Source organism: Leclercia sp. GHBNCSD (genome assembly GCF_055805075.1).
Window position 1 is genome coordinate 2054361 of sequence record NZ_JBQVYO010000001.1, and the last position, 26506, is coordinate 2080866.

Here is a 26506-nt window from a genome sequence, read left to right on the forward strand (position 1 = left end):
TCTCCGTTACACCTTTTCCACGTTCACGAGGAAGGCCTTAAACTCCGGCGTCTGCGTGTTCGCATCGCCGACGAACGGCGTCAGGGTGTTGGCAATAAACCCTTTCTTCGCCACGCCCTCATAACCCCAGTGAATCGGAATACCGATGGTATCCACCTCCTGACCGTGAACGTTCAGCGTGCGAATACGCTTGGTCACCACTGCCTTGGCCTTGATGTAGCCGCGGTTAGAGGAGACCTTCACGGTGTCGCCATGGGCGATGCCGAGCTTGTTCGCCAGCTTCTCGCCGATCTCCACAAACTGCTCCGGCTGCGCGATGGCGTTCAGCAGCGCGTGCTTGGTCCAGTAGTGGAAGTGCTCGGTCAGACGGTAAGTGGTGCCCACATACGGGAACTTGTCTTTTTTGCCCAACGCCTCGAAATCGCTCTTAAAGATACGGGCGGCCGGGTTAGAGACCACGTTCGGGTGCAGCGGGTTAGTGCCCAGCGGCGTCTCAAACGGCTCGTAGTGTTCCGGGAATGGCCCTTCCGCCATCTTATCGATAGCAAACAGGCGTCCCATCCCTTCAGGCTGCATGATAAACGGCCCGACATCGCTGCCCGGAGGCGCGGTGCTGTAGTCCGGAATATCCACGCCGCCCCACTTCGCGCCGTCCCACTTCAGCAGCTGACGCTTCGGATCCCACGGGTTGCCCTGCGGGTCAGCAGAGGCACGGTTATAGAGAATGCGGCGGTTCAGCGGCCACGACCATGCCCAGCCCAGCGTATTGCCGAGGCCCGACGGGTCGGCGTTATCGCGGTTAGCCATCTGGTTGCCTTTCGGCGTCCAGCTACCGGCAAAGATCCAGCAGCCGCTGGAGGTGGTGCCGTCGTCGCGCAGATGGGCAAAGGTACTCAGCTGATCGCCTTTCTTCGCCAGCACCGCCCCGGTGGCCGGGTCGATAACGTCTGCCAGCGCCTTACCGTTGCTCTCCATCGCCACCTCTTCCGGGGATGGATTCTCCGGCGTCGAGTAGTTCCAGGTCATGTTCAGCACCGGTTCCGGGTTCGCGCCGCCTTCAGCCGCGTACATCTTACGCAGACGTAAGAAGATACCGGCCAGGATCTCGCCGTCGTTCATGGCGATGCCCGGGGCGTCTGCACCCTTCCAGTGCCACTGCAGCCAGCGACCGGAGTTAACGATAGAGCCGTTCTCTTCCGCGAAGCAGGTGGATGGCAGACGGAACACTTCGGTCTGAATCGTCGACGGATCGACGTCGTTCGATTCGCCGTGGTTCTGCCAGAAGGTCGAGGTCTCGGTATTGAGCGGGTCAATGGTGACCAGGAACTTCAGTTTCGACAGGGATGCCACAACCTTGTTCTTGTTCGGGAACGAGGCAACCGGGTTAAAGCCCTGGCAGATATAGCCGTTGACCTGGCCCTGGTGCATCATCTCGAAGTACTGCAGAACGTCGTAGCCTTTGTCCCACTTCGGCAGCCAGTCAAAGCCCCAGCTGTTTTCCGCCGTCGCCTTGTCACCGAAGAAGGCTTTCATCATCGAGACGAAGAACTTCGGATAGTTGCTCCAGTAGTTCACCTGGCCTTCAAGCAGCGGTTTCGGGGTGCTGGCCGTCAGGTAGGTTTGCAGGTCGGTCTGTTTTTCGCTTGGCAGGCTCATGTAACCGGTCAGGCTCTGCGACAGCAGGCCGAGGTCGGTCAGACCCTGAATGTTGGAGTGGCCGCGCAGGGCGTTCACGCCGCCGCCTGCCATCCCCATGTTGCCGAGCAGCAGCTGAACCATCGCCATGGTACGAATGTTCTGCGCGCCGATGGAGTGTTGCGTCCAGCCGAGGGCATACAGGAACGACGCGGTTTTATCGTGAACGCTGGTTTCAGCGATCATCTCGCACACCTTCAGGAAGTCCGCTTTCGGCGTCCCGCAGATGTTTTCGACCACCTCCGGCGTATAGCGGGAAACGTGCTCTTTCAGCAGATTCCACACGCAGCGCGGGTGTTGCAGGGTGGTGTCGCGCTTCGCAAAGCCATTCTCGTCCAGCTCGTAGTTCCAGCTGGTTTTGTCGTACTTGCGTTTTTCGGCGTCGTAACCGCTGAACAGGCCATCTTCGAAGTGGTAATCCTCACGCACGATCAGGCTGGCGTTGGTATAGGCTTCGGTGTATTCGCGGTTATATTTTTCGTTAGTCATCAGGTACAGCAGTACGCCTGACAGGAAAGTGATGTCAGTACCTGAACGAATAGGGGTGTAGAAATCCGCCACCGACGCTGTACGCGTAAAGCGGGGATCGATCACAATCAGTTTCGCACCGTTGTGGATTTTGGCTTCCATCGCCCAGCGGAACCCAACAGGGTGCGCTTCAGCGGCGTTACCGCCCATCACCACAATAAGGTTGGCGTTCTTGATGTCGACCCAGTGGTTGGTCATCGCACCGCGACCAAATGTTGGAGCAAGACTTGCTACCGTTGGTCCGTGTCAGACACGCGCCTGGTTGTCGACCGCGAGCATACCGAGTGCGCGCGTAAATTTCTGGGTTAAATAGCCGGTTTCGTTGCTGGAGGCCGAGGCGCACAGCATGCCGGTGGAGAGCCAGCGGTTTACCGTTACGCCATCTGCATTCTGGGCAATAAAGTTGGCATCGCGATCTTTTTTAATCAGTGTGGCGATGCGGTCAAATGCCTCTTCCCAGCTGATTTGCTGCCATTTATCTGAACCTGGCGCACGATACTCAGGATATTTCAGGCGGCTTTCGGAGTGAATAAAGTCCACCAGACCGGCCCCTTTCGGGCAGAGCGCGCCGCGGTTAACCGGATGATCCGGGTCCCCTTCAATATGGAAAATAGATGCTTTGGCGTTTTTCGCGCCGTCGCCGAGGCTATACATTAACAGCCCACAGCCGACGGAGCAGTATGTACAGGTATTACGGGTTTCGCGGGTGCGCAGCAGTTTATACTGCCGCGTTTCCGCCAGCGCGACGCCGGGCGCAAAGCCCAGTGCTGCTGCCGTGGTGCCTGCCATACCGCCAGCGCAGATCTTAAAGAACTGCCTTCTGCTGACCTGCATGGGTCACTCCTTGTTTCGACATTGCTACCCTTCACTCTTCACGCCTGCGCGAATTATTTGGGGTCATTATTGTTTTACTTCACGGTTGATTTTTTGACCGCAAAGTTGAAAATTTGCGTTAAACCCTCATTTCCACGAGGGGTATGCCAGAATACCACAATGTCGGTACGCTTGTTCCAACGGCGTTAAAACAAAGTGAACGTATTATCACGGTGATGATTATAAAATGTGATATTGATCACATGGTGCCCCCGAACTGTTACAAACCTGTTCATGCGTCGGGTTTGTCCCTCAGGTAAAGTTGCGCGGACAGAGCGGTAAAAATTGATCCATACTATGCGCCAGGCCGGAAAAGTATGGTGCAATAGCAGGCCTCCCCACGTGGTTGCTCAGGAAATGCGTTGTGTTGAAACAAAATGGTGATACCCACCTTACGTCACTGCCTGCCGGTGTGGCAGAACGCCGGGTACACAGACCCCCTCAGATTAGCCTCCCGACTCCCGATTTTCTGGCGGAAGAGGTGCCCGTCGCGCTGGTTTATAATGGTATCTCCCATGTGGTGATGATGGCCTCCCCCAAAGATCTGGCGCTGTTTGCCATCGGCTTTTCGTTGTCTGAAGGCATCATTGAGCACCCGCGTGAGATCTACGGCATGGAGGTGATATCTGTGTGCAATGGTCTCGAAGTGCAGATTGAACTCTCCAGCCGACGCTTTATGGCTCTTAAAGAGCGCCGTCGCGCGCTGGCCGGGCGCACCGGCTGCGGCGTATGCGGCGTGGAGCAGCTGAACGACATCGGTAAGCCCATCACGCCGCTGCCCTTCAGCCAGACTTTCACCCTGGCGAACCTCGATATCGCGCTGCAAAATCTCAACTCGGTACAGCCGGTGGGCAATCTGAGTGGATGTACGCACGCCGCCGCCTGGGTTCTGCCGTCGGGTGAGATTGCTGGCGGGCATGAAGATGTCGGACGCCATGTGGCGCTGGATAAACTGCTGGGCCGCCGGGCGGGAGAAAGCGTCGCCTGGCAGCAGGGGGCCGCGCTGGTCTCCAGCCGGGCCAGCTACGAGATGGTGCAAAAAGCGGCGATGTGCGGCGTAGAGATCCTCTTTGCGGTATCCGCAGCCACCACGCTGGCGGTTGAGGTGGCAGAGCGTTGCAACCTGACGCTGGTGGGATTCTGCAAGCCGGGAAGAGCCACGGTCTATACCCATCCGCAGCGGTTGATTGTTGATCAGTAATTTTGAATGAAGTAAGCAAATCCTTCCGCTATCAGTTGTTGGTGATGAGGCCTATTATTTATCACATCAAGGCACGACGCCTTACACCAACAACTTATTGAAAGGGTCACTATCATGAAAAGCATCAAAATTTTTGTCGCTGTTATCGCTCTGGCTACTTCTTTCGGTTCTTTCGCTGCCCAGTCCGTCACCGCATCCGCCAGCACCATTGATGGCGCGGAAGCGAAAATTGCCGCTCAGGCTGAGCAGGCAGGCGCTTCCTCTTACACCATTACCCAGGCCTTCTCCGGTAACCGTGTACACATGACCGCTGAACTGAACAAATAAGCACACAGCATCTGTCGAAAGAGCGCCCCCGGGGCGCTTTTTTAGTTTATGCCCGCCAGACGTAATAGCGCCGTAACCACCGCCGCCGCGACAATCACGAAAATCAACGGCACCTTGCGCCAGGCGAGGAACACCGCAAAGGCCACACCCAACACCCGCGCCATCCCGGCGAAATGTTCTCCTTCATAGAAGGTGGTCGCCAGCGCCACCGAAAAGAGCAACACCGTTGCCGCATCCGAGAGCAGCGCCTGGGAGCGTTCAGACAGCGCTAACCGGCTGCCCAGTTTCGCCCCGCCGAGACGCATCAGGTAGGTGCCTGCGGAAAGCAGGGCGATGCCGAGAATAAAGACGGTTATATTTTCCATTATTTCTTCCTCGCCGCGAGGCCAAGCAGGGAGAGCAGCACCGGCAGCCCCACCGGCGCAAACGGCACCGCGGCCAGGGACAACGCCGCCCCGCTACAGGCGCGAATCAGCGTGGTGCGGTTTTTAAAGGCGGGCACGACTAAGGCCAGCAAAATGGCCGGGAAGACCGCATCCAGCCCGATGGTCTCCGGCTCCGGCAGCAGTTTGCCGACCATCGCTCCCAGCAGGGTGCCCAGCGGCCAGATGATGGCCACCCCCAGGCCGCAGAGCCAGTAGGCGGCTTTACGCTGTTCCGGCGTTTTTTGCGACAGGCCAAAGACCACGCTTTCGTCATTCATAATGTGACAGCCCAGCAAGCTGGCGCCGCGTTTGCCCACCAGCTCACGCACCGTTACGCCAAATGGTACGTGGCGGGCATTGACCAGCAGCCCGGCGGCGGCCGCGGCAAGGGGATTACCGCCGCTGGCGACAATGCCGATAAACATAAATTCCGAGGCGCCCGCCAGCACCGAAATGGAGAGAACAAACGGCACCCACAGCGGAAAACCGTACGCCATCGCCAGCGAGCCGTAGGACATCCCCACGACGCCCACCGCCAGACAGACCAGGATGATGGCTTTGACCGTGTCGCCATTGAGACAAGAGAATGTGTGCTTCATACAAATTTAGCCATATCGAACGAGTATCCATTATAATGAACGCAATAAGATCGTTTATCAAGATGAACGATTCGTTCGTTTTAACAGTGTGTGAGATCGTTTTATGACGCAGCCAATTAGCGTGATCGCCAAAAGTCTGGTGCGAGAGCGCACGCGGACCGGGCTTTCACTGGCGGAGATCGCCCGCCGTGCCGGGATCGCCAAATCCACGCTCTCCCAGCTGGAGTCCGGTAACGGCAACCCCAGCCTCGAAACGTTATGGTCGCTCTGTGTGGCGCTGGATATTCCGTTTGCCCGCCTGCTTGAACCGCAGCAGCCTGCCACCCAGGTGATCCGCCTGGGTGAAGGCACAAAAGTGGTGGCGGAACAGGCAAACTATGAGGCCATTTTACTGGCGGCATGCCCGCCGGGCGCCCGACGCGATATCTATATTTTGATGGCCCAGCCCGGCGCGGATCGTATCTCCCATCCGCACCCGCCGGGTTCGGTTGAGCATATTATTGTGATGAAGGGGCGGGCGCTGATTGGCCTGACCGAATCGCCCGAGGAGCTGGGGCCAGGGGACTATATTTGCTATCCTGCCGACCAGCCGCATCTCTTCAAAGCCCTTGAGCCCGATACGTATGCGCTCATGGTGGCGGAACAAAACTAACCCAAAGACACGGATAATCATGTCGCTTAAAGCCATTGCTAAAGAACTGGGACTGTCGGTAACGACGGTAAGCCGCGCCCTCAACGGCTATTATGACGTTTCCAGCGAGACGCGGGCCCGCGTGGAGGCTGAAGCGCAGCGGCGCGGCTATCGCCCGAATACCTTTGCCCGGCGTCTGAAGATGGGCAAGATCGACGCCGTGGGGCTGGTCTTTCCGGTTCATCCCGTTCCGCTCAATAACAGCGTCTTTATGGACATGGTCGGCGAAATTAGCCACCAATTAGCGCGTCATGAGATCGACTTACTGCTCATTGCCGACGACGATCTGGCTGATAAACACAGCTATATGCGGATGGTGCAGAGCCGTCGTGTGGATGCGCTGATTGTGGCCCATACGCTGGATAACGATCCGCGTCTGGAGCAGTTGCAGGCCGCCGGGTTCCCCTTCCTGGCGCTCGGGCGCAGCCATCTGCCAAAGCCCTATGCCTGGTTCGACTTTGATAACTATGCGGGCACGCATACTGCCACCCAGCACCTGATTGCGCGCGGGCATCAACGCATCGCGTACCTGGGCGAAAGCCACAATCAGGCTTTTATCACTCAGCGCCGTCAGGGTTATCTCGATGCCCTGAAAGAGGCCGGACTCTCCAGCGAATGGCTGCGCACCATGCCGCCTTCACGCCGCGCAGGCTATACCACTACCCAACAATTGCTGGCGCTGGATGCGCCCCCGACAGCGATCGTCACCGATTGCAACACTCACGGCGATGGTGCGGCGATGGCGCTGGCGCAGATGGGACGCTTAACCGGCGAGCATGCCGTGTCGCTGGTGGTGTATGACGGCCTGCCGCAGGACAGCATTGTCGATATCGACGTGGCGGCGGTGATCCAGTCCACCCGTCAGGGCGTGGGTAAGCAGATCGCCGATATGGTGCTGCAACTGATTAATGGCAGCGAAATAAGCCAGCTTCAGGTGTTATGGCAACCGGAATTCTCTCCGGGCCAGACGGCATAATTCTCCCTAATTTCTAAACCCGATCACAAATCCGAAACGTTTTGGTTTGTATCCGAAACGTTTCGGATCAACACTCAGGATATCCCGATGACAGGAGATGTCCGATGCAAGAGGCTATTTTACGACTCGCGAGCGAAACGGTGGATGTGATGATCAAAACCCATCCGTTCGCCGAAATTCTTTACTGGGGGCCACACCTTCGCCACTTTTCGCCGCAAGATGCGGCCACGCTTTCCCGCCCGATTGCTAACGGCCGGCTTGACGTTGACTCGCCGGTGACGCTGATGGCGGAGCTTGCCCACGGCCTGTTTGGCGCGCCGGGCATTGAAGGCCACCGTCAGGGTCTGGATGGTTCGCCACGGTTTCGGACCGTGGCCGTCGCGCAGCAGGGGCAAAGTCTGACTCTCACCGCCGAAGATGAGATCGCTGGCCTGCGTCTGACCAGCGAGATAGCCCTTGATGACAGCGGCGTGCTGGCGGTTCGTCACGGCCTGACTAACCTCAAAAGCCAGCCGTGGCAGGTGGAGCGCCTGGCTGTCACCCTGCCGCTGGCGGAGCGTGCCCGCGAAGTGATGGCCTTTCATGGCCGCTGGATCCGCGAATTTCAGCCGCATCGCCTGCTGCTGGAGCACGACAGCTTTGTGATTGAAAACCGCCGGGGCCGCAGCTCCCATGAGCATTTCCCGGCGCTGATCGGCGGCACGCCGGGCTTTAGCGAAATGCAGGGTGACGTCTGGGGCGTGCATCTGGGCTGGAGCGGCAACCATCGCCTGCGCGCGGAGGCCAAAACCGATGGCCGCCGTTATCTGCAGGCCGAAGCGCTTTACCTGCCGGGGGAAATGGCGGTGGAGGAGGGGGAAACCCTGTGGACGCCACGCCTTTATGCCAGCTACTCCGCGCACGGGCTGAACGGTATGAGCCAGCAGTTCCACCGCTATCTGCGCGCCAACATCATCCGCTTTCCGGAGAACAAACCGCGCCCGGTGCATCTCAACACCTGGGAGGGGATCTACTTTAACCACGACCCGGAATACATCATGCGGATGGCGGATGAAGCGGCCTCGCTGGGGGTGGAGCGCTTTATCATCGACGACGGCTGGTTCAAAGGCCGCAATGACGACCATGCCGCGCTGGGGGACTGGTATCTCGACGAGCAGAAATACCCCAACGGCCTGACGCCGGTGATCAACCACGTCAAAGATCTCGGGATGGAGTTTGGCATCTGGGTTGAGCCGGAGATGATTAACCCGAACTCCGATCTCTGTCGCGCCCACCCGGACTGGGTGCTGGCCCTGCCGGGGTATGAACAGGCCACCGGCCGCCACCAGTGGGTGCTGAACCTCAACATTCCTGCCGCTTTCGACTACCTGCTGGAGCGCATGAGCTGGCTGCTGGGTGAGCATCAGGTTGACTATGTGAAGTGGGACATGAACCGCGAGCTGGTGCAGCCGGGCCATAACGGTAAGGCCGCGGCCGATGCCCAGACCCGCCAGTTCTACCGCCTGCTGGATATCCTGGGCGAGCGCTTCCCGCACGTGGAGTTTGAATCCTGCTCCTCCGGCGGCGGGCGTATTGACTATGAAGTGCTGACCCGCTGCCATCGCTTCTGGGCCTCGGATAACAACGACGCGCTGGAACGTAATACTATCCAGCGTGGCATGAGCTACTTCTTCCCGCCGGAGGTGATGGGCGCGCACATCGGTCATCATAAATGTCACGCCACTTTCCGCCAGCACAGCATCGCCTTCCGGGGCCTGACGGCGCTGTTCGGCCATATGGGGCTGGAGCTGGATCCCCTCGCCGTGGATGAGCAGGAGCGCGAAGGCTACCGGCACTACGCGGCCCTGCATAAGCAGTGGCGCGAGGTGATCCACCACGGCACCCAGTGGCGGGTGGATATGCCGGACAGCACCACCCTGGCGCAGGGAATTGTGAGCGCGGATCAGCGTCAGGGGCTGTTTATTGTCAGCCAGATGGCGATGCCGGACTACACCCTGATGATGCCGCTGCGTATGCCGGGGCTGGCGGCCAACGCCCGGTACCGCATCACGCTGCTCGATCATCCCAATATCCGCCTGACCGGGGAGGGAGGGCACACCATGCGCAAGCTGCCGGCCTGGATGGAGGCGCCGCAAACGGTGAGCGGCGAATGGTTGATGCAGGCGGGGCTGGCCCTGCCGGTTCTGGATCCGGAAACCGCCATTCTGATTGGCGTTGAACGCGTATAAGGGTAACGGGCCGGGCAACCGGCCCTGAGTTGAGGATAAAAATAATGAACACGACTGCCTGTACCCATAAAGACAATCCGAACTTCTGGATCTTCGGGTCGTTCTTCTTTCTCTACTTCTTCATCATGGCCACCTGCTTTCCGTTCCTGCCGATCTGGCTGTCGGATATCATTGGTCTGAATAAAACCCATACCGGGATCGTCTTCTCCTGCATCTCGCTGTTTGCCATCTCATTCCAGCCGGTGCTGGGGGTGGTGTCGGACAAGCTGGGGCTGAAAAAACATCTGCTGTGGATCATCGCGGTCCTGCTGTTTCTCTTCGCGCCCTTTTTCCTCTACGTCTTCGCCCCGCTGCTGAAGACCAACATCTGGCTCGGGGCGCTGAGCGGTGGGGTCTATATCGGCTTTGTCTTCTCGGCGGGATCGGGCGCCATTGAGGCCTATATTGAGCGCGTAAGCCGCAACAGCTTCTTTGAGTACGGCAAGGCGCGCATGTTTGGCTGCCTCGGCTGGGGGCTGTGCGCCTCGACGGGCGGCATCCTGTTTGGCATCGATCCGTCGTATGTCTTCTGGATGGGCTCCGCCGCGGCGCTGGTCCTGATGCTGCTGCTGGTGGTGGCTAAACCGAAGCCGAACCAGACCGCGCAGGTGATGAATGCCCTTGGCGCGAACCAGCCGCAGATCACCGTCAAAACCGTCATCAACCTGTTCCGCCAGCGCAAAATGTGGATGTTTATTCTGTACGTGATTGGCGTGGCCTGCGTCTATGACGTCTTCGATCAGCAGTTCGCCACCTTCTTTAAAACCTTCTTCGCCACGCCGGAGGAGGGCACGCGTGCGTTCGGTTTTGCGACCACTGCCGGAGAGATTTGCAACGCCATCATCATGTTCTGCTCACCGTGGATCATAAACCGCATTGGCGCGAAAAATACGCTGCTGATTGCCGGGGTGATCATGGCGACGCGTATTATCGGTTCGTCATTTGCCACCACCGCCGTCGAAGTGGTGGCCCTGAAGATGCTCCACGCGCTGGAAGTCCCGTTCCTGCTGGTGGGGGCGTTCAAGTACATCACGGGGGTGTTCGATACCCGGCTGTCCGCAACCATCTACCTGATTGGCTTCAACTTCGCCAAACAGCTGGCGGCGATTTTTCTCTCCGCCTTTGCCGGGAATATGTATGACCGGATCGGCTTCCAGGATACCTACCTGATGCTGGGCTGTTTTGTGCTGGCGGTGACGGTATTGTCGGCGTTTACGTTGAGCAGTAAGCGGGAGATCGCTGCCGCGAACGCGGCAGCGTTAACACATCAGGCCAGGTAAAACACCTCTTTCAGCCCGGTGCTCACCGGGCTGTTGTCCGGGTTAGCGGGCATCACCTCCCCCATATATTTCCACCAGCGCTGGCAGACATCGGTGTTCGCCACCGCATTCCAGCGCTCTTCCGATTCGATCTCCACCGTGGCAAACAGCAGGTGACGTTCTTTATCGAGATAAATGGCGTAGTGGTGGGCGCCATGGTCTTTCAGCACCGCTTCCAGCTCGGGCCAGATGGGGTTGTGGCGACGTTCATACTCCTCGTGTGCGTCAGGGTTCACCTGCATCACAAAGGCTTTGCGGATCATAATGCCTCCAGATAGAGTTCGCGCACCTCGTCGCGGCTGGCGCTGCGTGGGTTGCAGGGGGCGCAGGGGTCGGCGAGGGCTTTGTCGAGCCAGCCTTCGATGTCGGCTTTGGTGACGCCCAGCTTGCTGAAGCCGGATGGAATACCGACGCGACTGCTCAGGGTGCGGATGGCGTTGATCGCCGCCATGCTGGCCGCTTCGTCGCTCATCTCGCGGGTATCCACGCCCATCGCCTGGGCCACGCGGGCAAAGCGTTCCACGGCGTTCGGGCGGTTAAAGTTTTCGATGATCGGCAGCAGGATGGCGTTGCACACGCCGTGCGGCAGGTTGTGCGTGGCGCCCGGCTGGTGGGCCAGGGCATGCACCAGCCCCAGCCCGGCGCTGTTAAAGGCCATACCTGCCAGATACTGGCCGTAGGCCATCTGCTCGCGCGCCTCCAGGTTATGTCCGTTGTCGACCGCCTCCGGTAGCCAGTGGGCGATCAGGCGAATCGCCTCCAGCGCGTTGGCATCGGTGAGGGGGTGAGCGCCGACGGAGACATAGGCTTCGATGGCGTGGGTCAGGGCGTCCATCCCGGTGGCGGCGGTGACGGAGGCCGGAATATCGAGCATCACGCTGGCGTCATCCACGGCGATATCCGGGATGATGTTCGGGTCGATAATCACCTCTTTGACCTGACGGGCAGAGTCGATGATCACCGCATTGCTGGTCATCTCTGCCGCCGTACCTGCGGTGGTGTTGATGGCCACCAGCGGCACGCCGGGGTTGAGCACTTTGCCGACGCCGGAATAAGCGGTAGACGGGCCAGGATTGGCGGTGAGAATTTTAATCGCTTTGGCGGTGTCGATCGGGCTGCCGCCCCCGAAGGCAATGATGTAATCGCACTGCGCATCCTGGAAAGCGGCAAAGCCCTGCTGCACCAGTTCTTCCGTCGGATTCGGGAAGACCGCGTCAAACAGATGATACGACATCTGCTCTGCGTCGAGGGCGGTAAACAGGCTGTCGAGCAGGCCCATTTTTACCAGCTGACCGTCGGTGACAATCAGCGCGGTGCCCCACTGTTTGTTTGCCACCAGCTTAACCATATCGCCGATTGCGCCTGCGCCGTGCAGGCTGATTTTCGGCAGCGCCAACATAAAGCTCATGATAATTCTCCTTAATTACGGTGATTTTTATGCCCGGCGGCGCTGCGCTTGTACACAGCGCCACCCGGCACTAGATCCGTCTTCGCTGCATTACGCGGCGGGTGATGATCGGCAGGGAGATCACCACAATCAGCATTGCGCCGATAATTACCGACATCACGATGCCCGGCACGTTGAGCAGGCTCAGGCCGAAGGTGACCAGCCCCATCAGGAAGGCGGCGATAATCACGCCTACCATGCTGCCGGAACCGCCGAGAATATTGACCCCGCCAAGCACCGCCATGGTCACCACCGCCAGCTCCCAGCCCATCGCAATCGTCGGGCGGGTACTGCCCAGACGCGAGGTGAGCAGCACCGAGGCCAGCCCGGCCATCAGCCCCACCAGGGCGAAGAGGATCAGATTGTGACGCTTGACGTTGATGCCGGAATACCATGCCCCGGTGGGGTTATTGCCGATGGCGTAGGTACGACGCCCGAAGTTGGTTTTGTGCAGCACGAAGGCAAACACCACCGCCAGCACCATAAACAGCGCGAACTCAAACGACAGCGCACCCCAGACGTATCCCTGGCCGAACCAGGCGAAGCTCTCCGGCCAGGTATTAAGCGCCTGGTCACCCAGCAGAATGTAGGTGATGCCGCGATAGAGGCTCATGGTGCCGATGGTGATCACAATCGACGACAGGTTAAAGCGGGTCACCAGCAGGCCGTTGAACAGCCCGCACAGCAGGCCAACCCCTAACCCCACGCAGACCAGCCACGGTGTATCCAGCCCCGCCGCCGCGCAAAAGCCCATCACCGTGGAGCTCAGGGCGATAGTGGAGGCCACCGACAGGTCAATCTCCCGGGCGATAATCAGCATCGCCATCGGCAGCACGATGATCGCCTTTTCAGTGAAGTTGAAGGTCGCATCCGACAGGTTCCAGATATTCAGGAAGTACGGGGAGGCCAGGGCATTGCCCACGAACACCGCCAGGGTGACCGCCAGCAGAAAACCCTCCCAGCACAGCAGGCGCTGGAAAATGCCCGCCGGAGCCGGGGTATTTTTCATCTCTTCAGAGGTCATCACTTTACTCATGATCTTACCGCCTGTTTCTGACGTGCCAGCGCCGCATCGCGCAGGATCAGCCGTCCTTTGCGCTTGTTGCCGCGTTCGTTGAGCAGCACCGCAATCACAATCACCGTCCCGGAAATCGCCATCTGCCAGAACGGCGATACGCCGATCACCGGCAGGGCATTGTTGATGACGCCGAGGAAGAGCGCCCCGCACAGGCAACCTAACACCCGGCCAGTGCCGCCCATGGTGCTGATGCCGCCGATCACGCAGGCCGCCACCACCTGAAGCTCAAAGCCGTTCGCCACGTCGACATAGGCCACCGCGAAGCGCGAGATCCACAGATAGCCGCAGAACCCGGCCAGCGCCCCGGAGAGGCAGAAGCTGACAAACTGCATTTTGCCGGCGTTGATCCCGGTGTAGTACGCCGCCGTGGCGTTACCGCCTGCGGTGTAGAGCGCCCGCCCGGTGCGGCTGTAGCGCAGGAAATAGCCCACCAGCAGCAGGGCGGCGATGGCGCACCAGCTCAGCACCGGTAAACCCAGCACCGACGCACGCGGCAGGCCGAGGAAATCCGCCCCCATCTGGTTGGAGTTGACCCAGCCCCCGCCGGAGAGCAAGAAGATAATCCCGCGGTAGATGCTCATGGTGCCAAGCGTCACCACAATCGCCGGGATGCCCATCTTCCACACCAGCAGACCGTTGATAACGCCCATCAGCAGGCCCAGGGCCGTCGCCAGAATGAGCAGCACCCAGACCGGCACCTCGGGGTAATGAAAGTTAATCAGGGCGACAATCATCCCGGTCAGCGCCAGGTTCGCCGCCATCGACAGGTCGATGCCTTTGGTGAGCAGCACCATCATCTGGCCGAGGGCGAGGATGATCAGAATCGAGGTGTCGTTAAACATCTCCACCAGGTTACCCGGCGCGATAAACGACGGGACGCGGGTGCCGATGGCGATCACCATCAGCACAATCACCGCCGCCAGCAGCGCCTCGCGGTGTTTAAGCAGTTGTTGCACCATTATGCGGCCTCCTGTCTGGCACCGCTGGCGGCGCTGACGATGGTTTCCGCCGTCGCGCCCCCCGCCTGATACTCCGCCACCATTAACCCTTCATGCATGACGATGATCCTGTCGGCCATGCCCATCACTTCCGGCAGTTCAGAGGAGACCATGATCACCGCCAGCCCCTGACCGACCAGCTCGGACATAAACTGATGCACCGCCGCTTTGGAGCCGATATCGATCCCTTTGGTCGGTTCATCCAGAATGATGACGTCAGGATGGGTCGCCAGCCATTTGCCAATCACCACTTTCTGCTGGTTGCCGCCAGAGAGGGTTTCCACCGCCTGTTTCCAGCTAAAGGCTTTCACCTGTAGCCGCTTTGCATATTCATCCGCCAGCTGCCACTCGCGCGCGTCGTTCAGCACGCCGCTGGCGTTGAGTTTGCCAAGCTGCGGCAGGCTGATGTTCTGGGCAATCGACAGCTCGATAATCGCTCCCTGCTTCTGGCGCTCTTCCGGCACGCAGACGATCCCGGCTTTGATGGCGTCCGCCGGCTGGCGGAAATGCTGCGCTTTGCCGTTCAGCACAATGCTGCCGGAGGAGGGGCGCGAGACGCCGGAGAGCGCCTGCATCAGCTCGGTACGCCCGGCGCCTACCAGGCCATAGAAGCCGAGGATTTCGCCTTTGCGCAGGGTAAAGGAAATATTGGCGAACTCGGTCGGGTGGCAGAGATTTTTCACCTCCAGCACCGTGTCGCCTTTTTCGCATTCCACCTTCGGGAAGGTCTGGGTAATGGCGCGCCCCACCATCATCGCCACCATCCGCTCTTCGGTGATGTCGTTGATGGCCCCGGCGCCGACAAATACGCCGTCGCGCAGGATGGTGTAGTGATCCGCCAGCTCAAAAATCTCGTCGAACTTGTGGGAGATAAAGAGGATGGCTTTTCCCTCCTGCTTTAAGCGTTCGACAATCTGATAGAACTCGAGAATTTCATGCTGCGACAGGGCAGCGGTGGGTTCATCGAGGATCACCACCTGGGCATCAAACGACAGCGCACGGGCAATCGCCACCATATGCCGCTGGGCGATGCTCAGGGTTTTCAGCGTCGCACGCGGGTCAATCTGCACCTCCAGACGGGTGAGGATCGCCTGCGCCCGGCGGTGCATCTCCGGCCAGTCGAGCTTTTTGAAAAAGCCTTTATAGAGATACTGACCGACAAAAATATTTTCGGTGACCGACAGCTCATCGAACAGCACGGTCTCCTGGTGGATGGCGGTAATACCCACCTTGTGCGCCGCGTCAGGGGTCGGCAGCTGGATGGGGATCGCTTTATAGAGGATTTCGCCCTCGTCGGGCTGGTAGATGCCGGTCATCACTTTCACCAGCGTCGATTTGCCCGCGCCGTTTTCACCGATCAGGGCGGTGACTTTGCCGGGCCAGAGTTCAAGCTGCACGTTTTCAAGGGCACGCACGCCAGGGAAAACTTTGGTGATGCCGTTGAGTGCCAGTAATGGGGTCATGATAGTTCTCCACCATAGGGGATTTTGTAGGCCGGATGGCGCTACGCTTATCCGGCCTACAAAACGCATCAGAAGATTTTTGAGAACTTATCAATGTTGCTGGCATCGTAAACGAACGGCTCCGCCATCGCGCCGTTGCCGTCGGCATCCAGCTTCACTTTGCCCAGTTTGCCCATGCTGGCTTCGTCTTTGGTCGCCGTGCCTTTCACCAGATCATCCGCTAAGTAAGTCGCGGCATAACCGAGGTCAATCGGGTTCCAGATGGCGAAGCTCTTGCTGGCGCCGGATTTCACCGCGCCCGCCATTTCAGACGGCAACCCTAAGCCGGTGACGTACACTTTGCCGATCTTGCCCTGATCTTTCACCGCCTGCGCCGCCGCCACGATACCGACTGACGACGGGGAGACGATCACTTTCAGATCCGGGTAGGTTTTAAGCAGGCCAACCGCTTCGCGGTAGCTCTTGTCAGAGAGATCGTCGCCATAGGCCACGGTCACCAGATTGACGGACGGGTACTGCGGCAGCACCTTTTTCATCTCGGCAATCCAGGTGTTCTGGTTAGTAGAGGTAGGGGTAGCGCTCAGCACCGCCACGTCGCCTTTCTCCACATTCAGCGCTTTCAGCGCGTCGGCCGCCAGCTTGACGTTGGTCTCGCCAATCAGCGCGTTATTAGAAGGGTTGAGGTGGATCTGGCGCCCGGCTTTCGCCACGCCGGAATCCCAGGAGACCACTTTGATCCCGCGCTGCATCGCTTTTTTCAGCACCGGCACCACGGCGTCAGGATCGTTGGCGGAGATAGCGATCGCATCGACACCCTGAGCGATCAACCCGTTGAGGACTTCGATCTGGGCTTCGGCGGTGGTGGTGGTCGGCCCGGTATAGATGACTTTGACATCCCCCAACTCTTTAGCTGCCTCCTGGGCACCCACGTTTGCCGCTTCAAAGAAGCCGTTACCTAAGGATTTCGCCACCAGGGCGATTTTCACTTCAGCTAAAGCAGAACCGGACAACGCCAGGGCGGCAACGGTGAGGATCAAGCTTGTCTTTATTTTCATTGCTTTTACTCCACTTAATTGAGTTTTGTAGGGTTTGCAGGTGTAGATTCGCCCCGTCTCAATGAGCGGGGCGCGATGTTCTTATTTGTAGAGATCTAACGCTGACTGCACAGGATTAACGCCAAAGCGTTTACCCAGCGCAATCAGTTCTTCCCGGGTGATGGTCTGCTTCATGCCACCCATTGAATAAACTTTTACCAGCACTTCCGCAGACTTCTCGGCGGTATCGATCAGGCCAAAGGTTTCGTCCAGCGTCGGGCCGCTGCCGAACACGCCGTGGAACGGCCACAGCACCAGCGAATGTTTTTGCATCTCCACCGCCGTGGCGCTGCCGATTTCGTCGGTACCCGGCACCATCCACGGCAGAATGCCCACGCCATCCGGGAACACCACCAGACACTCGGTGCTGCCTTCCCACAGCTGACGGGTGATGACGTCTGAGTTGTTCTCCAGCACAAAAGTCAGGGCGATCAGGTTGGTGGCGTGGCAGTGCATGATCACGCGGTCTTTTCCCCCCGTGGCTTTGATGCGCTCGCAGTGGGAGAGGAAGTGGGCCGGCAGTTCAGATGTTGGCACCGCTTCGTCAGTCAGCCCCCAAAGAATGTGGTAGCCCGCGCCGTCGCTGTCCACTTTTACCACCCCTAAATTGGCGGTGGGATCGAGCTGTACGTTGCGGAAGAATTTGCCGGAACCGGTGACGATAAACGGCGTGTTGGCGAGCAGCGGCATCGGCTGGCTCAGGGCGATATAGCGCGGTTTGGCGTGGAAATCCGCTTCAAACGGGGCGATATCCGCGTCATCCAGGCGCAGCGTCAGGTTGCCGCCGTTGCGCTCGTCCCAGCCTTTCAGCCAGGCGTCGGAGGTGGCTTTGATCATGCCCTGGACGAACCAGGATTGGGTGATGGTCTGCATTTTTTGATTCCTTTGAAAACGCCCGGTGGCGCTTCGCTTGCCGGGCCTACAGCTAAACGTAGGCCGGGTAAGCGAAGCGCCACCCGGCAATGTTATTTACGTGCGACTGGCTAATACGTCCTGCTCATACGCCCGGACGTTATCCAGCCACTGGCTGCCCGCCAGGGCGTCGTTGCGCTGGCAGTACATCTCCCATACCGCCTGCCACGGCAGTGATTTTTGCTCTTCCAGCAGGGCCAGACGCGCGGTGTAATCCCCCGCGGCTTCCAGCGCGCGCAGCTCGGCGGTGGGCTCCAGCAGAGCGCGCAGCAGGGCTTTCTTCATGTTGCGGGTGCCGATCACCCACGCCGCGATGCGGTTGATGGAGGCATCAAAGAAGTCGAGGCCGATATGTACCCGGTCAAACAGGTCATGGCGGATAATTTCGCTGGCGATGGCCTGGGTTTCGTCATCCAGCAGCACCACGTGGTCGCTGTCCCAGCGCACCGGACGGCTGACGTGCAGCAGCAGGTGCGGCACATAGAGCATCGCGGCGGAGATCTTGTCGGAGATGACTTCAGTCGGATGGAAGTGACCCGCGTCCAGACACAGCGCGGTCTGGCGGCTGGTGGCGTAACCCATGTAGAACTCGTTGGAGCCCACGGTGTAGCTCTCGGCGCCAATGCCGAACAGCTTGCTCTCCACGGCATCGATGTGGTGCGCCGGGTCGAGCTTTTCACTGATGGCTTCATCCAGCGCCGCCAGCAGGCGCTGACGTGGGGCGAGGCGGTCAACGGTGATGTCTTTCATCCCGTCCGGGATCCAGATATTCATCACCGATGGGGTGCCAAGCTGCTCGCCAAAGTACGCCGACACGCGGCGGCTGGCCTTCACGTGGTCGATCCAGAACTGGCGGATCTCGTCGTTGGCGTGGGCGAGGGTAAAGCCGTCGGCGCTCAGCGGATGCGAGAAGCAGGAGGGGTTAAAATCCAGCCCCAGCTTGTTAGCTTTCGCCCACTCGACCCAGTTTTTAAAATGTTCTGGTTTGATGGCGTTACGCTCGACGGGCTCGTCGGATTCCAGATAGATGGCGTGCAGGTTCAGGCGCTTAGGACCCGGGATCAGGCTCAGGGCCAGCTCCAGATCCGCCCGCAGTTCGGCGGCGTTACGCGCCTTGCCCGGATAGTTACCGGTGGCCTGAATACCGCCGGTCAGCGCCCCGCCCGGGTTCTCAAAACCGGCGACGTCATCACCCTGCCAGCAGTGCATAGAGACCGGCAGACGGTCGAGCTGACGCAGAGCCTCCTCGACATCCACGCCCACGGCGGCGAAACGCTGTTTAGCCAGTTCCCAGGCTTGTTCAAGTTGAGTGGTCATGCGCAAAGCTCCTTTGTCGGTCGTTGTTGCTGAAACTGCGCTCGGTAGCGGGCAATCTCATGATCGGGATGAGGGGTAAAGGTGGTCAGGCCATAGTTGCCGGTCACCACCTGGCGGAACTGGTCGACGTTGTTCAGTTCGTCGAGGGTCATCAGCTGAATGCCAATATTGCCGAGGGTGGAGGCCTCGACCGGCCCGGCTAACACCGTGATGCCGCAGGCGTTGGCGCACAGCTGGTTGAGCAGCTGGTTCTGGCAGCCGCCGCCCACGATGTGCAGCTGGCTGAACGGCTTCTCGCGCAGGGTGGCCAGCTCGTGCAGCACCTCGGCATAGAGCAGGGCGAGGCTGTCGAAGATGCAGCGCGCCAGCTCGGCGGCGCTCTCCGGCACCGGCTGCGCGCTTTCGCGGCAGGCGGCCTGAATCTCGGCGCTCATATTGGCCGGATTGATAAAGCGGTCGTCATTGGGGTTGATCAGGAAGCGGCACGACGGCAGGATTTCCGTCTCAGCGATCAGGGCAGCCAGGTCGCTGATACCTTTTTCCTTCAGCACCCGCTGTAGCAGCCACAGCCCCATAATGTTTTTCAGCACCCGGTAGCGGCCCTCTGCGCCGCCCTCGTTGGTGATGTTGGCCGCCAGCGCGCTATCGCTGGTGTAGGGGGTTTTGCTCTCAAAGCCCATCAGCGACCAGGTGCCGGAGGAGAGATACGCCGCATCTTTTGAGGCTAGCGGGGCGGCGATCACCGCGCTGGCGGTGTCATGGCTGGCGACGGCCACCACCGGGATGGCATTCTCCCGGGGGCAAATCCAGTGACCGATTACATTGCCCGGATGGGTCGGCGTGCCAAACCAGTCGCGCGGCGCGCCGGTCCAGTTGAGCAGGTTCTCGTCCCAGGTATCGGAATTGATGTTCACCAGCTGGGTGGTGGTGGCGTTGGTATATTCCCAGTTCATCTGGCCGGTAAGGCGGTAGCTGAAGTAGTCCGGGATCAGCAGGGCGTGGGCGACCTTCGCCACCAGCTCCGGCTGCTGTTCAACCAGGGCACGCAGCTGATAGAGGGTATTAAACGGCAGGAACTGGATGCCGCTGCGGCCATAGATCTCCGCCTTGCCCAACTGCGCCAGCGCGTGCGCCATTACCCCGTCGGTGCGGCTGTCGCGGTAGGAGACCGGCAGGCCGATGCGCTGGCCGTTGCTGTCCAGCAGAACATAATCCACGCCCCAGGTATCAATCCCGATGCTGTCGATGCGAATGCCTTCTTCACAAACCTTATTCAGCCCGGTGCGGATCTCCGCTTCCAGGGTGTCGATATCCCAGCAGTCAAAGCCGTCCCGCTTTTGCAGACAGTTAACGAAACGGTGGATTTCGCGAAGCTGAAGCGTGCGCGCCTCGCGGTGGTAGCTTGCCAGCATCACCCGGCCGCTGGATGCGCCTAAATCGACAGCCACACAATGGCGAAAAGTCATGGTCCGGTCCTTCCTGAAGTCATTGCCGGACAGTGTAAAAAAGGGAAGGGAAGGCGACCTTCTTGCTACTGACAGCGCATTTCAGGCGCTGGCAAGAAAGCAAAGATGAACGTGAGAGAGTTCACATTTTCCGTTTTTAACGGCACTTGCAGGCGATGTGACGGTGACCGCATTTCCAGATCTTTCCCGCCGCTTCTTGAAAAAGCGACAGGGTTTGCGCCATTTGCTGTCGAAAATTTAAGGTGAGGCGGGGAACCCTAAATTACTATTTTGAGAACTCTTATCATCTGGTGACCCGTTATGACCGTACTGCACAGCGTGGATTTTTTTCCTTCAGGCCACTCGCCTGTGGCGATTGAGCCGCGGCTGCCCCAGGCTGCCTTTCCGGAACATCATCATGATTTTCATGAGATTGTGATCGTGGAGCACGGTACGGGTATCCACGTCTTCAACGGCCAGCCGTACACCATCAGCGGCGGAACGGTCTGCTTCGTGCGCGATCATGACCGGCACATGTATGAACATACCGATAACCTGTGCCTGACCAACGTGCTCTATCGCTCCCCGGAGGCGTTCCAGTTTTTGTCGGGGTTGAACCAGCTCCTGCCCCAGGAGCTGGACGGGCACTATCCGTCGCACTGGCGGGTGAACCAGGCCACGCTGCAACAGGTGCGCCAGCTGGTGAGCCAGATGGAGCAGGCTGAAGAGGGGCAGGAGACCCACGCCCTCGCCAGCCGTGAAATCCTCTTTATGCAACTGCTGGTGCTGCTGCGCCGCGGCAGCCTGGTCGAAGGGGCGGCGGATAATGACGCCCGCCTCAACCAGCTGATGGCCTGGCTGGAAGATCACTACGCGGAGGATGTCTGCTGGGAGACGCTGGCGGATAACTTTTCTCTCTCGCTGCGCACCCTGCATCGCCAGCTCAAACAGCACACCGGGCAGACGCCGCAGCGCTACCTGAACCGTCTGCGGCTGATTAAAGCGCGGCATCTGCTGCGCCATACCGATGATAGCGTCACGGATATCGCCTATCGCTGCGGTTTCGGCGACAGTAACCACTTTTCGACCCTGTTTCGCCGGGAATTTAGCTGGTCGCCGCGCGATATTCGCCAGGGCCGGGATGCTTCACTTCAGTAACGCGAGGAAAATCACCGTTTTATTGCCGCAAAGCGGGTAATAATGTCAGGTTATTCCCCGGTGAGGTTGTGACGTGGCAGGACAGTTGATTCTTCGCAGAGCCGATTTTTTTGCATCCGCTGCTCAGGCCGTCGCGGTGGCGGACCGCTATCCGCAGAATGTCTTTGCCGAACATACCCACGACTTCTGCGAGCTGGTGCTGGTGTGGCGCGGCAACGGCCTGCATATCCTCAACGATCGCCCCTACCGTATTACCCGCGGTGACCTGTTTTACATCCGCGCGGAAGACAAACACGCCTACGCCTCGGTGAACGATCTGGTGCTGCAGAACATCATCTACTGCCCCGACCGGCTGAAGCTCAACGTGGACTGGGGAGCCAACATCCCCGGCTTTATGAACGCCCGCGGAGCACCACACTGGCGGCTTGGCAGCAACGGTATGACTCAGGTGCGCCAGATCATTGCCCAACTGGAGCAGGAGAGCCTGAAGGACGATCCCCACGGCTATGACCTGGCGGAGCTGCTGTTTGCCCAGCTGGTGATCATGCTCAAACGCTACCGCTACGCCCCGGACAACCCGACCGCCAGCGAGCCGGAAGCGCTGCTGGATAAGCTCATCACCGCGCTGTCTGGCAGCCTGAACCGCAGCTTTGTGCTGGAGAAGTTTTGCGAGCAGGAGCAGTGCAGCGAGCGCGCCCTGCGCCAGCAGTTCCGAACCCAGACCGGCATGACGGTGAACCACTATCTGCGTCAGCTGCGGATCTGCCACGCCCAGTATCTGCTGCAGCATACCGAGCTGATGGTGAGTGAAGTGGCGATGCAGTGCGGCTTTGAGGACAGCAACTACTTCTCGGTGGTGTTTAACCGCGAAGTGGGGATGACCCCGGTTCAGTGGCGCCACCGCAGCCATAACGCCGCGTAATAGAATCCCGGCTCTACCCCTGACTTCTCCGCAGCCCCCGCCAGATCAGTGACATAACGAAAAGTTATAACCTTATTAAAACTACGGCATTGATAAACATTTTCAATATCATTTAATTAACTATAATGAACCAACTGCTTACGCGGCATTAACACGTTTGCCGCCCGACAATAATGGAGATGATTATGAGCTATACCCTGCCATCCCTGCCGTACGCTTACGACGCCCTGGAGCCGCATTTCGACAAGCAGACGATGGAAATCCATCACACCAAACACCACCAGACTTACGTTAACAACGCCAACGCGGCGCTGGAAAGCCTGCCAGAATTCGCGAGCCTGCCGGTTGAAGAGCTGATCACCAAACTGGATCAACTGCCAGCCGACAAGAAAACCGTCCTGCGCAACAACGCGGGCGGCCATGCTAACCACAGCCTGTTCTGGAAAGGCCTGAAAACCGGTACTACTCTGCAGGGCGACCTGAAATCCGCTATTGAGCGCGACTTCGGCTCCGTTGAGAACTTCAAAGCTGAGTTTGAAAAAGCGGCTGCTACCCGTTTCGGCTCCGGCTGGGCGTGGCTGGTTCTGAAAGGCGACAAACTGGCGGTAGTCTCTACGGCTAACCAGGACTCCCCGCTGATGGGCGAAGCGATCTCTGGCGCATCCGGTTTCCCAATCCTGGGTCTGGACGTGTGGGAACACGCTTACTACCTGAAATTCCAGAACCGTCGTCCGGACTACATCAAAGCCTTCTGGGACGTCGTCAACTGGGACGAAGCTGCGGCACGTTTCGCTGCTAAAAAATAAGGTTGCAAAGCCTTCTGTGAGAAGCGAGTCTGATGACTCGCTTTTTTTGTATCTGAAGGAGTAGAGATGCATTACCCGGTGAATGTGTTTACAGGCAAGGTAAGGGACTACGACGGCAGCCGCCCGAGCGCAATTGCTAAAGTGCAGGTCGACGGTGAGCTGACCTTAACCGACCTTGGACTGGCAGGTGACGAGCAGGCGGAAAAGAAGATCCACGGCGGGCCCGACCGCGCGCTGTGCCACTATCCGCGGGAGCACTATCAGCACTGGGCAAGGGAATTTCCCGCTCAGGCCGATCTGTTTGTCGCCCCGGCGTTTGGCGAAAACCTCTCAACCGAGGGGCTGACGGAGGAGAACGTCTTTATCGGCGACATCTTTCGCTGGGGGGATGCCCTGATCCAGGTGACCCAGCCGCGCTCGCCGTGCTTCAAACTCAACTTCCATTTCGGCATCAGCGATATGGCTACGCAGATGCAGAACGCGGCGAAAACCGGCTGGCTCTATCGGGTGGTGCTGGCAGGGCAGGTATCGGCGGATGCGCCCCTGAAGCTGGTGTCACGCCTGAGCGACGTATCGGTACATGACGCCTGCGCTATCGCCTGGCATATGCCGTTTGACGACGAACAGTATCAGCGTCTGCTGGCGGCGGCGGGCCTGTCAACAAGCTGGACCAGAACCATGCAGAAACGGCGTTTAAGCGGGAAGATCGAGAATAATTCCCGCAGATTGTGGGGAAACCAGGCCGGGTAAGGCGAAGCCGCCACCCGGCATAACAGGCGACAACTACGAACGTTTATACAACGGCAGCCAGAGGGTTAAACGCAATCCACCCAGCGGGCTGTCGTCCGCTTTCACCCAGCCGCGATGCTGCTGAATGGCGGTTTCGACAATCGCCAGACCCAGTCCGGTGCCGCCAGATTCACGGTCGCGGGCTTCGTCAGTACGGTAGAACGGACGGAAAATCTGCTCGCGATCTTCCGGGCTGACGCCAGGACCATCGTCATCCACGTTAATAGTGATGCCGTCTTTATCCACCGAGAACGCCACCTCGATTTTGGTATGCGAGTAGCGCAGGGCGTTACGGACGATATTCTCCAGCGCGCTTTCCAGCGCATTCGGGTTACCGTACAGCGGCCACGGGCCCGGCGGGAAATTAACGGTGAACGATTTACCCATCTGCTCCGCTTCGAAGGCGGCGTTATCCAGCACTTCGCCCCAGAGGTGGTTAGCCTTCATCGTTTCGCTGACCAGCGCGTTTTTCTGCTGATTGCGTGACATCACCAGCAGGTCGTTGATCATGCTGTCCAGACGGTGGGCTTCCGTTTCGATACGCTCCAGCTCCTTGCTCTCACCACTGCGGCGGCGCAGCAGGGCGGTGCCAAGTTGCAGGCGCGTCAGCGGGGTACGCAGCTCGTGCGAGATATCAGAAAGCAGACGCTGCTGGGTCGTCATCATCCGCTCTAGCGCCGTCACCATCTGGTTGAAGCTGGCCCCTGCCGCCAGGAACTCCTGCGGCCCGGCTTCCAGTTCCGGGTGCTGTCGCAGGTTGCCCTGCGCCACTTCATCCGCGGCGTTTTTCAGTTTGCGCGCCGGCTTCGCCAGGCTCCATGCGAGCCACAACAACAGCGGTGAACTCACCAGCATGGTGACAATCAGCAGTAGCAGCGGGCGGTCAAACAGCAGATTGATAAAGTCGGACTGGGAGCTGCTCGCCGGGCGGATCAGGTAGAGCTGATAATTATCCTCCCCGTCATTGACGGAGAACGGCCCCACCATCTCCACCCGACCATATTTTTTCTTTTGCGGGTGATCGGCGTTATCCGCCTGGCCAATGAAGTTACGGATGATCTGCATTTCATTGCGGTCCGCACCAATCACGCGACCTTCGCTGGTCACCAGCAGCAGGCGTTGGCCGGGAGGCGCCCATTTTTCGATAGCGCGAAACAGCCTGCGCCACCACATCAAATCATTGGGCGGATCGGTGGCCAGCTCTGCTTCTACGTGTTGCTCGATCATCACACCCTGACGTTGCTCGCTGTCGAGGAGCTCCGTCATCTGGCGTGAGTCGAGTTTTGGCAACATCAAAACCAGCATTAAAACCAGTGCCAGCGTCAGCCAGAAGATGGCGAAAATGCGGGCGGTTAAGCTACCTATCATGAAGCGGAAACCATCAGATAGCCGCGTCCACGCAGGGTTTTAAACCACGGGTGACCATCTTTGCGCTCCGGCAGCTTACGGCGCAGGTTCGAGATGTGCATATCGATGGCGCGGTCGAACGGCGTCAGGCGTTTACCCAACACTTCCTGGCTCAGATGTTCACGCGACACCACCTGGCCCAGATGCTGCGCCAGCAGATAAAGCAGGGTGAATTCGGTGCCGGTCAGCTCCAGCGCCTGGCCGTCAAAGCTCGCTTCCTGGCGGCCTGGATTGAGGCTCAGGGAGTCGACTTCCAGCGTCGGTGAACCGTTGTCGGTGTTTTGCTGCTGCTCGCTCCAGTGGGAACGGCGCAGGATCGCCCGAATACGCGCCACCAGTTCACGGTCGTTAAACGGTTTTGGCAGATAGTCATCAGCGCCCAGCTCAAGGCCGAGTACGCGGTCAAGTTCGCTGCCGCGCGCGGTCAGCATAATAACGGGGGTCTGGTGTGTCTGGCGCAGCTCTTTAAGGGTGTCGATACCGTTTTTCTTCGGCATCATGACGTCGAGCAAAAGCAAGTCGATGCTATCGTCGAGTAGACTCAGCGCCTGCTCCCCATCATGGGCAACCGACACGTCAAAGCCTTCCATGTCGAGCAACTCCTTTAAAAGGGATGTCAGCTCTCGGTCATCATCAACTAACAGGATTTTATTCATTGTTTAAATACCTCCGAGGCAGAAATTACGTCATCAAGGCTATCTAATCCATGACTTTACGTTGTTTTACACCCCCTGACGCATGTTTGCAGCCTGAATCGTAGACTGTCTCT

24 protein-coding genes are annotated in these 26506 nt (G+C 59.0%); 10 read left to right on the plus strand and 14 right to left on the minus strand.

Annotation, left to right across the window (positions count from 1 at the left end):
• Positions 1-6: 6 nt before the first annotated feature.
• Positions 7-3057 carry a formate dehydrogenase-N subunit alpha gene (fdnG, locus tag ACT3IC_RS09925; protein ID WP_139156309.1) on the minus strand — a complete coding sequence of 1017 codons (3051 nt, stop codon included), beginning with the start codon at positions 3055-3057 and terminating at the stop codon, positions 7-9.
• Between the two features lie 439 nt (positions 3058-3496).
• On the opposite strand from fdnG, the gene fdhD reads away from it, so the two are divergent.
• Positions 3497-4297, plus strand: coding sequence for a formate dehydrogenase accessory sulfurtransferase FdhD (gene fdhD, locus ACT3IC_RS09930; RefSeq protein ID WP_270094519.1), 801 nt, complete (start codon positions 3497-3499; stop codon positions 4295-4297).
• A gap of 114 nt (positions 4298-4411) precedes the next feature.
• Positions 4412-4624 carry a YdgH/BhsA/McbA family protein gene (locus tag ACT3IC_RS09935; RefSeq protein WP_103177543.1) on the plus strand — a complete coding sequence of 71 codons (213 nt, stop codon included), beginning with the start codon at positions 4412-4414 and terminating at the stop codon, positions 4622-4624.
• 41 nt (positions 4625-4665) lie between these two features.
• Here the strand turns inward: ACT3IC_RS09935 and ACT3IC_RS09940 are convergent, their stop codons facing one another.
• Together ACT3IC_RS09940 and ACT3IC_RS09945 are read right to left on the minus strand one after the other, a co-directional pair.
• On the minus strand, positions 4666-4989 hold the full coding sequence (locus ACT3IC_RS09940) for an AzlD domain-containing protein (protein WP_103177542.1): 324 nt from the start codon (positions 4987-4989) through the stop codon (positions 4666-4668).
• Complete coding sequence (locus ACT3IC_RS09945; RefSeq protein ID WP_103177541.1) at positions 4989-5648, minus strand: AzlC family ABC transporter permease; 660 nt, start codon at positions 5646-5648, stop codon at positions 4989-4991. Before ACT3IC_RS09945 ends, ACT3IC_RS09940 begins: the two co-directional genes overlap by 1 nt.
• Positions 5649-5751: 103 nt before the next feature.
• On the opposite strand from ACT3IC_RS09945, the gene ACT3IC_RS09950 reads away from it, so the two are divergent.
• The 4 genes from ACT3IC_RS09950 (at position 5752) to ACT3IC_RS09965 (ending at position 10862) form a co-directional block, all read left to right on the plus strand.
• Positions 5752-6300 (plus strand): helix-turn-helix domain-containing protein, encoded by a 549-nt coding sequence (locus ACT3IC_RS09950; protein ID WP_103177540.1) that lies wholly within the window; start codon positions 5752-5754, stop codon positions 6298-6300.
• A gap of 19 nt (positions 6301-6319) precedes the next feature.
• Entirely contained in the window at positions 6320-7315 is a 996-nt protein-coding gene (locus ACT3IC_RS09955) for a LacI family DNA-binding transcriptional regulator (RefSeq protein WP_103177539.1), read from the plus strand.
• A gap of 104 nt (positions 7316-7419) precedes the next feature.
• On the plus strand, positions 7420-9543 hold the full coding sequence (locus ACT3IC_RS09960; RefSeq protein WP_473477317.1) for an alpha-galactosidase: 2124 nt from the start codon (positions 7420-7422) through the stop codon (positions 9541-9543).
• Positions 9544-9587: 44 nt separating this feature from the next.
• The gene (locus ACT3IC_RS09965) at positions 9588-10862 is read left to right on the plus strand and encodes an MFS transporter (RefSeq protein WP_114388311.1); all 1275 of its coding nucleotides are present in this window, start codon (positions 9588-9590) and stop codon (positions 10860-10862) included.
• Here ACT3IC_RS09965 and rhaM read toward each other — a convergent pair.
• The 9 genes from rhaM to rhaB form a co-directional block, all read right to left on the minus strand.
• Complete coding sequence (rhaM, locus tag ACT3IC_RS09970; protein ID WP_103177536.1) at positions 10850-11164, minus strand: L-rhamnose mutarotase; 315 nt, start codon at positions 11162-11164, stop codon at positions 10850-10852. The two genes, ACT3IC_RS09965 and rhaM, sit on opposite strands and share 13 nt — an antisense overlap.
• The gene (gene fucO / locus ACT3IC_RS09975) at positions 11161-12309 is read right to left on the minus strand and encodes a lactaldehyde reductase (protein WP_103177535.1); all 1149 of its coding nucleotides are present in this window, start codon (positions 12307-12309) and stop codon (positions 11161-11163) included. Before fucO ends, rhaM begins: the two co-directional genes overlap by 4 nt.
• A 70-nt stretch (positions 12310-12379) precedes the next feature.
• The gene (locus ACT3IC_RS09980) at positions 12380-13384 is read right to left on the minus strand and encodes an ABC transporter permease (RefSeq protein ID WP_103177534.1); all 1005 of its coding nucleotides are present in this window, start codon (positions 13382-13384) and stop codon (positions 12380-12382) included.
• On the minus strand, positions 13381-14385 hold the full coding sequence (locus tag ACT3IC_RS09985) for an ABC transporter permease (RefSeq protein ID WP_103177533.1): 1005 nt from the start codon (positions 14383-14385) through the stop codon (positions 13381-13383). The genes ACT3IC_RS09980 and ACT3IC_RS09985 overlap by 4 nt, the downstream gene beginning before the upstream one ends.
• Positions 14385-15887, minus strand: coding sequence for a sugar ABC transporter ATP-binding protein (locus ACT3IC_RS09990; protein WP_325941980.1), 1503 nt, complete (start codon positions 15885-15887; stop codon positions 14385-14387). The genes ACT3IC_RS09985 and ACT3IC_RS09990 overlap by 1 nt, the downstream gene beginning before the upstream one ends.
• Positions 15888-15955: 68 nt before the next feature.
• The gene (gene rhaS, locus ACT3IC_RS09995) at positions 15956-16942 is read right to left on the minus strand and encodes a rhamnose ABC transporter substrate-binding protein (RefSeq protein WP_103177531.1); all 987 of its coding nucleotides are present in this window, start codon (positions 16940-16942) and stop codon (positions 15956-15958) included.
• An 81-nt stretch (positions 16943-17023) separates the two neighbouring features.
• A complete protein-coding gene (gene rhaD, locus ACT3IC_RS10000) occupies positions 17024-17854 on the minus strand; it encodes a rhamnulose-1-phosphate aldolase (protein WP_103177530.1) in 831 nt (276 codons plus the stop codon).
• A gap of 96 nt (positions 17855-17950) precedes the next feature.
• Positions 17951-19210: an L-rhamnose isomerase gene (gene rhaA / locus ACT3IC_RS10005; protein WP_159340296.1), complete on the minus strand. Its 1260-nt coding sequence runs from the start codon at positions 19208-19210 to the stop codon at positions 17951-17953.
• On the minus strand, positions 19207-20676 hold the full coding sequence (gene rhaB / locus ACT3IC_RS10010; protein WP_290567611.1) for a rhamnulokinase: 1470 nt from the start codon (positions 20674-20676) through the stop codon (positions 19207-19209). Before rhaB ends, rhaA begins: the two co-directional genes overlap by 4 nt.
• Positions 20677-20976: 300 nt before the next feature.
• On the opposite strand from rhaB, the gene rhaS (ACT3IC_RS10015) reads away from it, so the two are divergent.
• The 4 genes from rhaS (ACT3IC_RS10015) to yiiM all read left to right on the plus strand — a co-directional run bounded on the left by rhaS (ACT3IC_RS10015) (position 20977) and on the right by yiiM (position 24291).
• On the plus strand, positions 20977-21813 hold the full coding sequence (gene rhaS / locus ACT3IC_RS10015; RefSeq protein WP_103177527.1) for an HTH-type transcriptional activator RhaS: 837 nt from the start codon (positions 20977-20979) through the stop codon (positions 21811-21813).
• A gap of 73 nt (positions 21814-21886) precedes the next feature.
• The gene (gene rhaR, locus ACT3IC_RS10020) at positions 21887-22735 is read left to right on the plus strand and encodes an HTH-type transcriptional activator RhaR (protein ID WP_103177526.1); all 849 of its coding nucleotides are present in this window, start codon (positions 21887-21889) and stop codon (positions 22733-22735) included.
• Positions 22736-22920: 185 nt separating this feature from the next.
• Positions 22921-23541, plus strand: coding sequence for a superoxide dismutase [Mn] (sodA, locus tag ACT3IC_RS10025; protein ID WP_103177525.1), 621 nt, complete (start codon positions 22921-22923; stop codon positions 23539-23541).
• A gap of 66 nt (positions 23542-23607) precedes the next feature.
• Positions 23608-24291 carry a 6-hydroxyaminopurine reductase gene (gene yiiM, locus ACT3IC_RS10030; RefSeq protein ID WP_103177524.1) on the plus strand — a complete coding sequence of 228 codons (684 nt, stop codon included), beginning with the start codon at positions 23608-23610 and terminating at the stop codon, positions 24289-24291.
• Between the two features lie 33 nt (positions 24292-24324).
• Here yiiM and cpxA read toward each other — a convergent pair whose 3' ends face one another.
• Positions 24325-25698 (minus strand): envelope stress sensor histidine kinase CpxA, encoded by a 1374-nt coding sequence (gene cpxA, locus ACT3IC_RS10035; protein ID WP_103177523.1) that lies wholly within the window; start codon positions 25696-25698, stop codon positions 24325-24327.
• Positions 25695-26393, minus strand: coding sequence for an envelope stress response regulator transcription factor CpxR (gene cpxR / locus ACT3IC_RS10040; RefSeq protein WP_039032144.1), 699 nt, complete (start codon positions 26391-26393; stop codon positions 25695-25697). Before cpxR ends, cpxA begins: the two co-directional genes overlap by 4 nt.
• Positions 26394-26506: the final 113 nt, after the last annotated feature.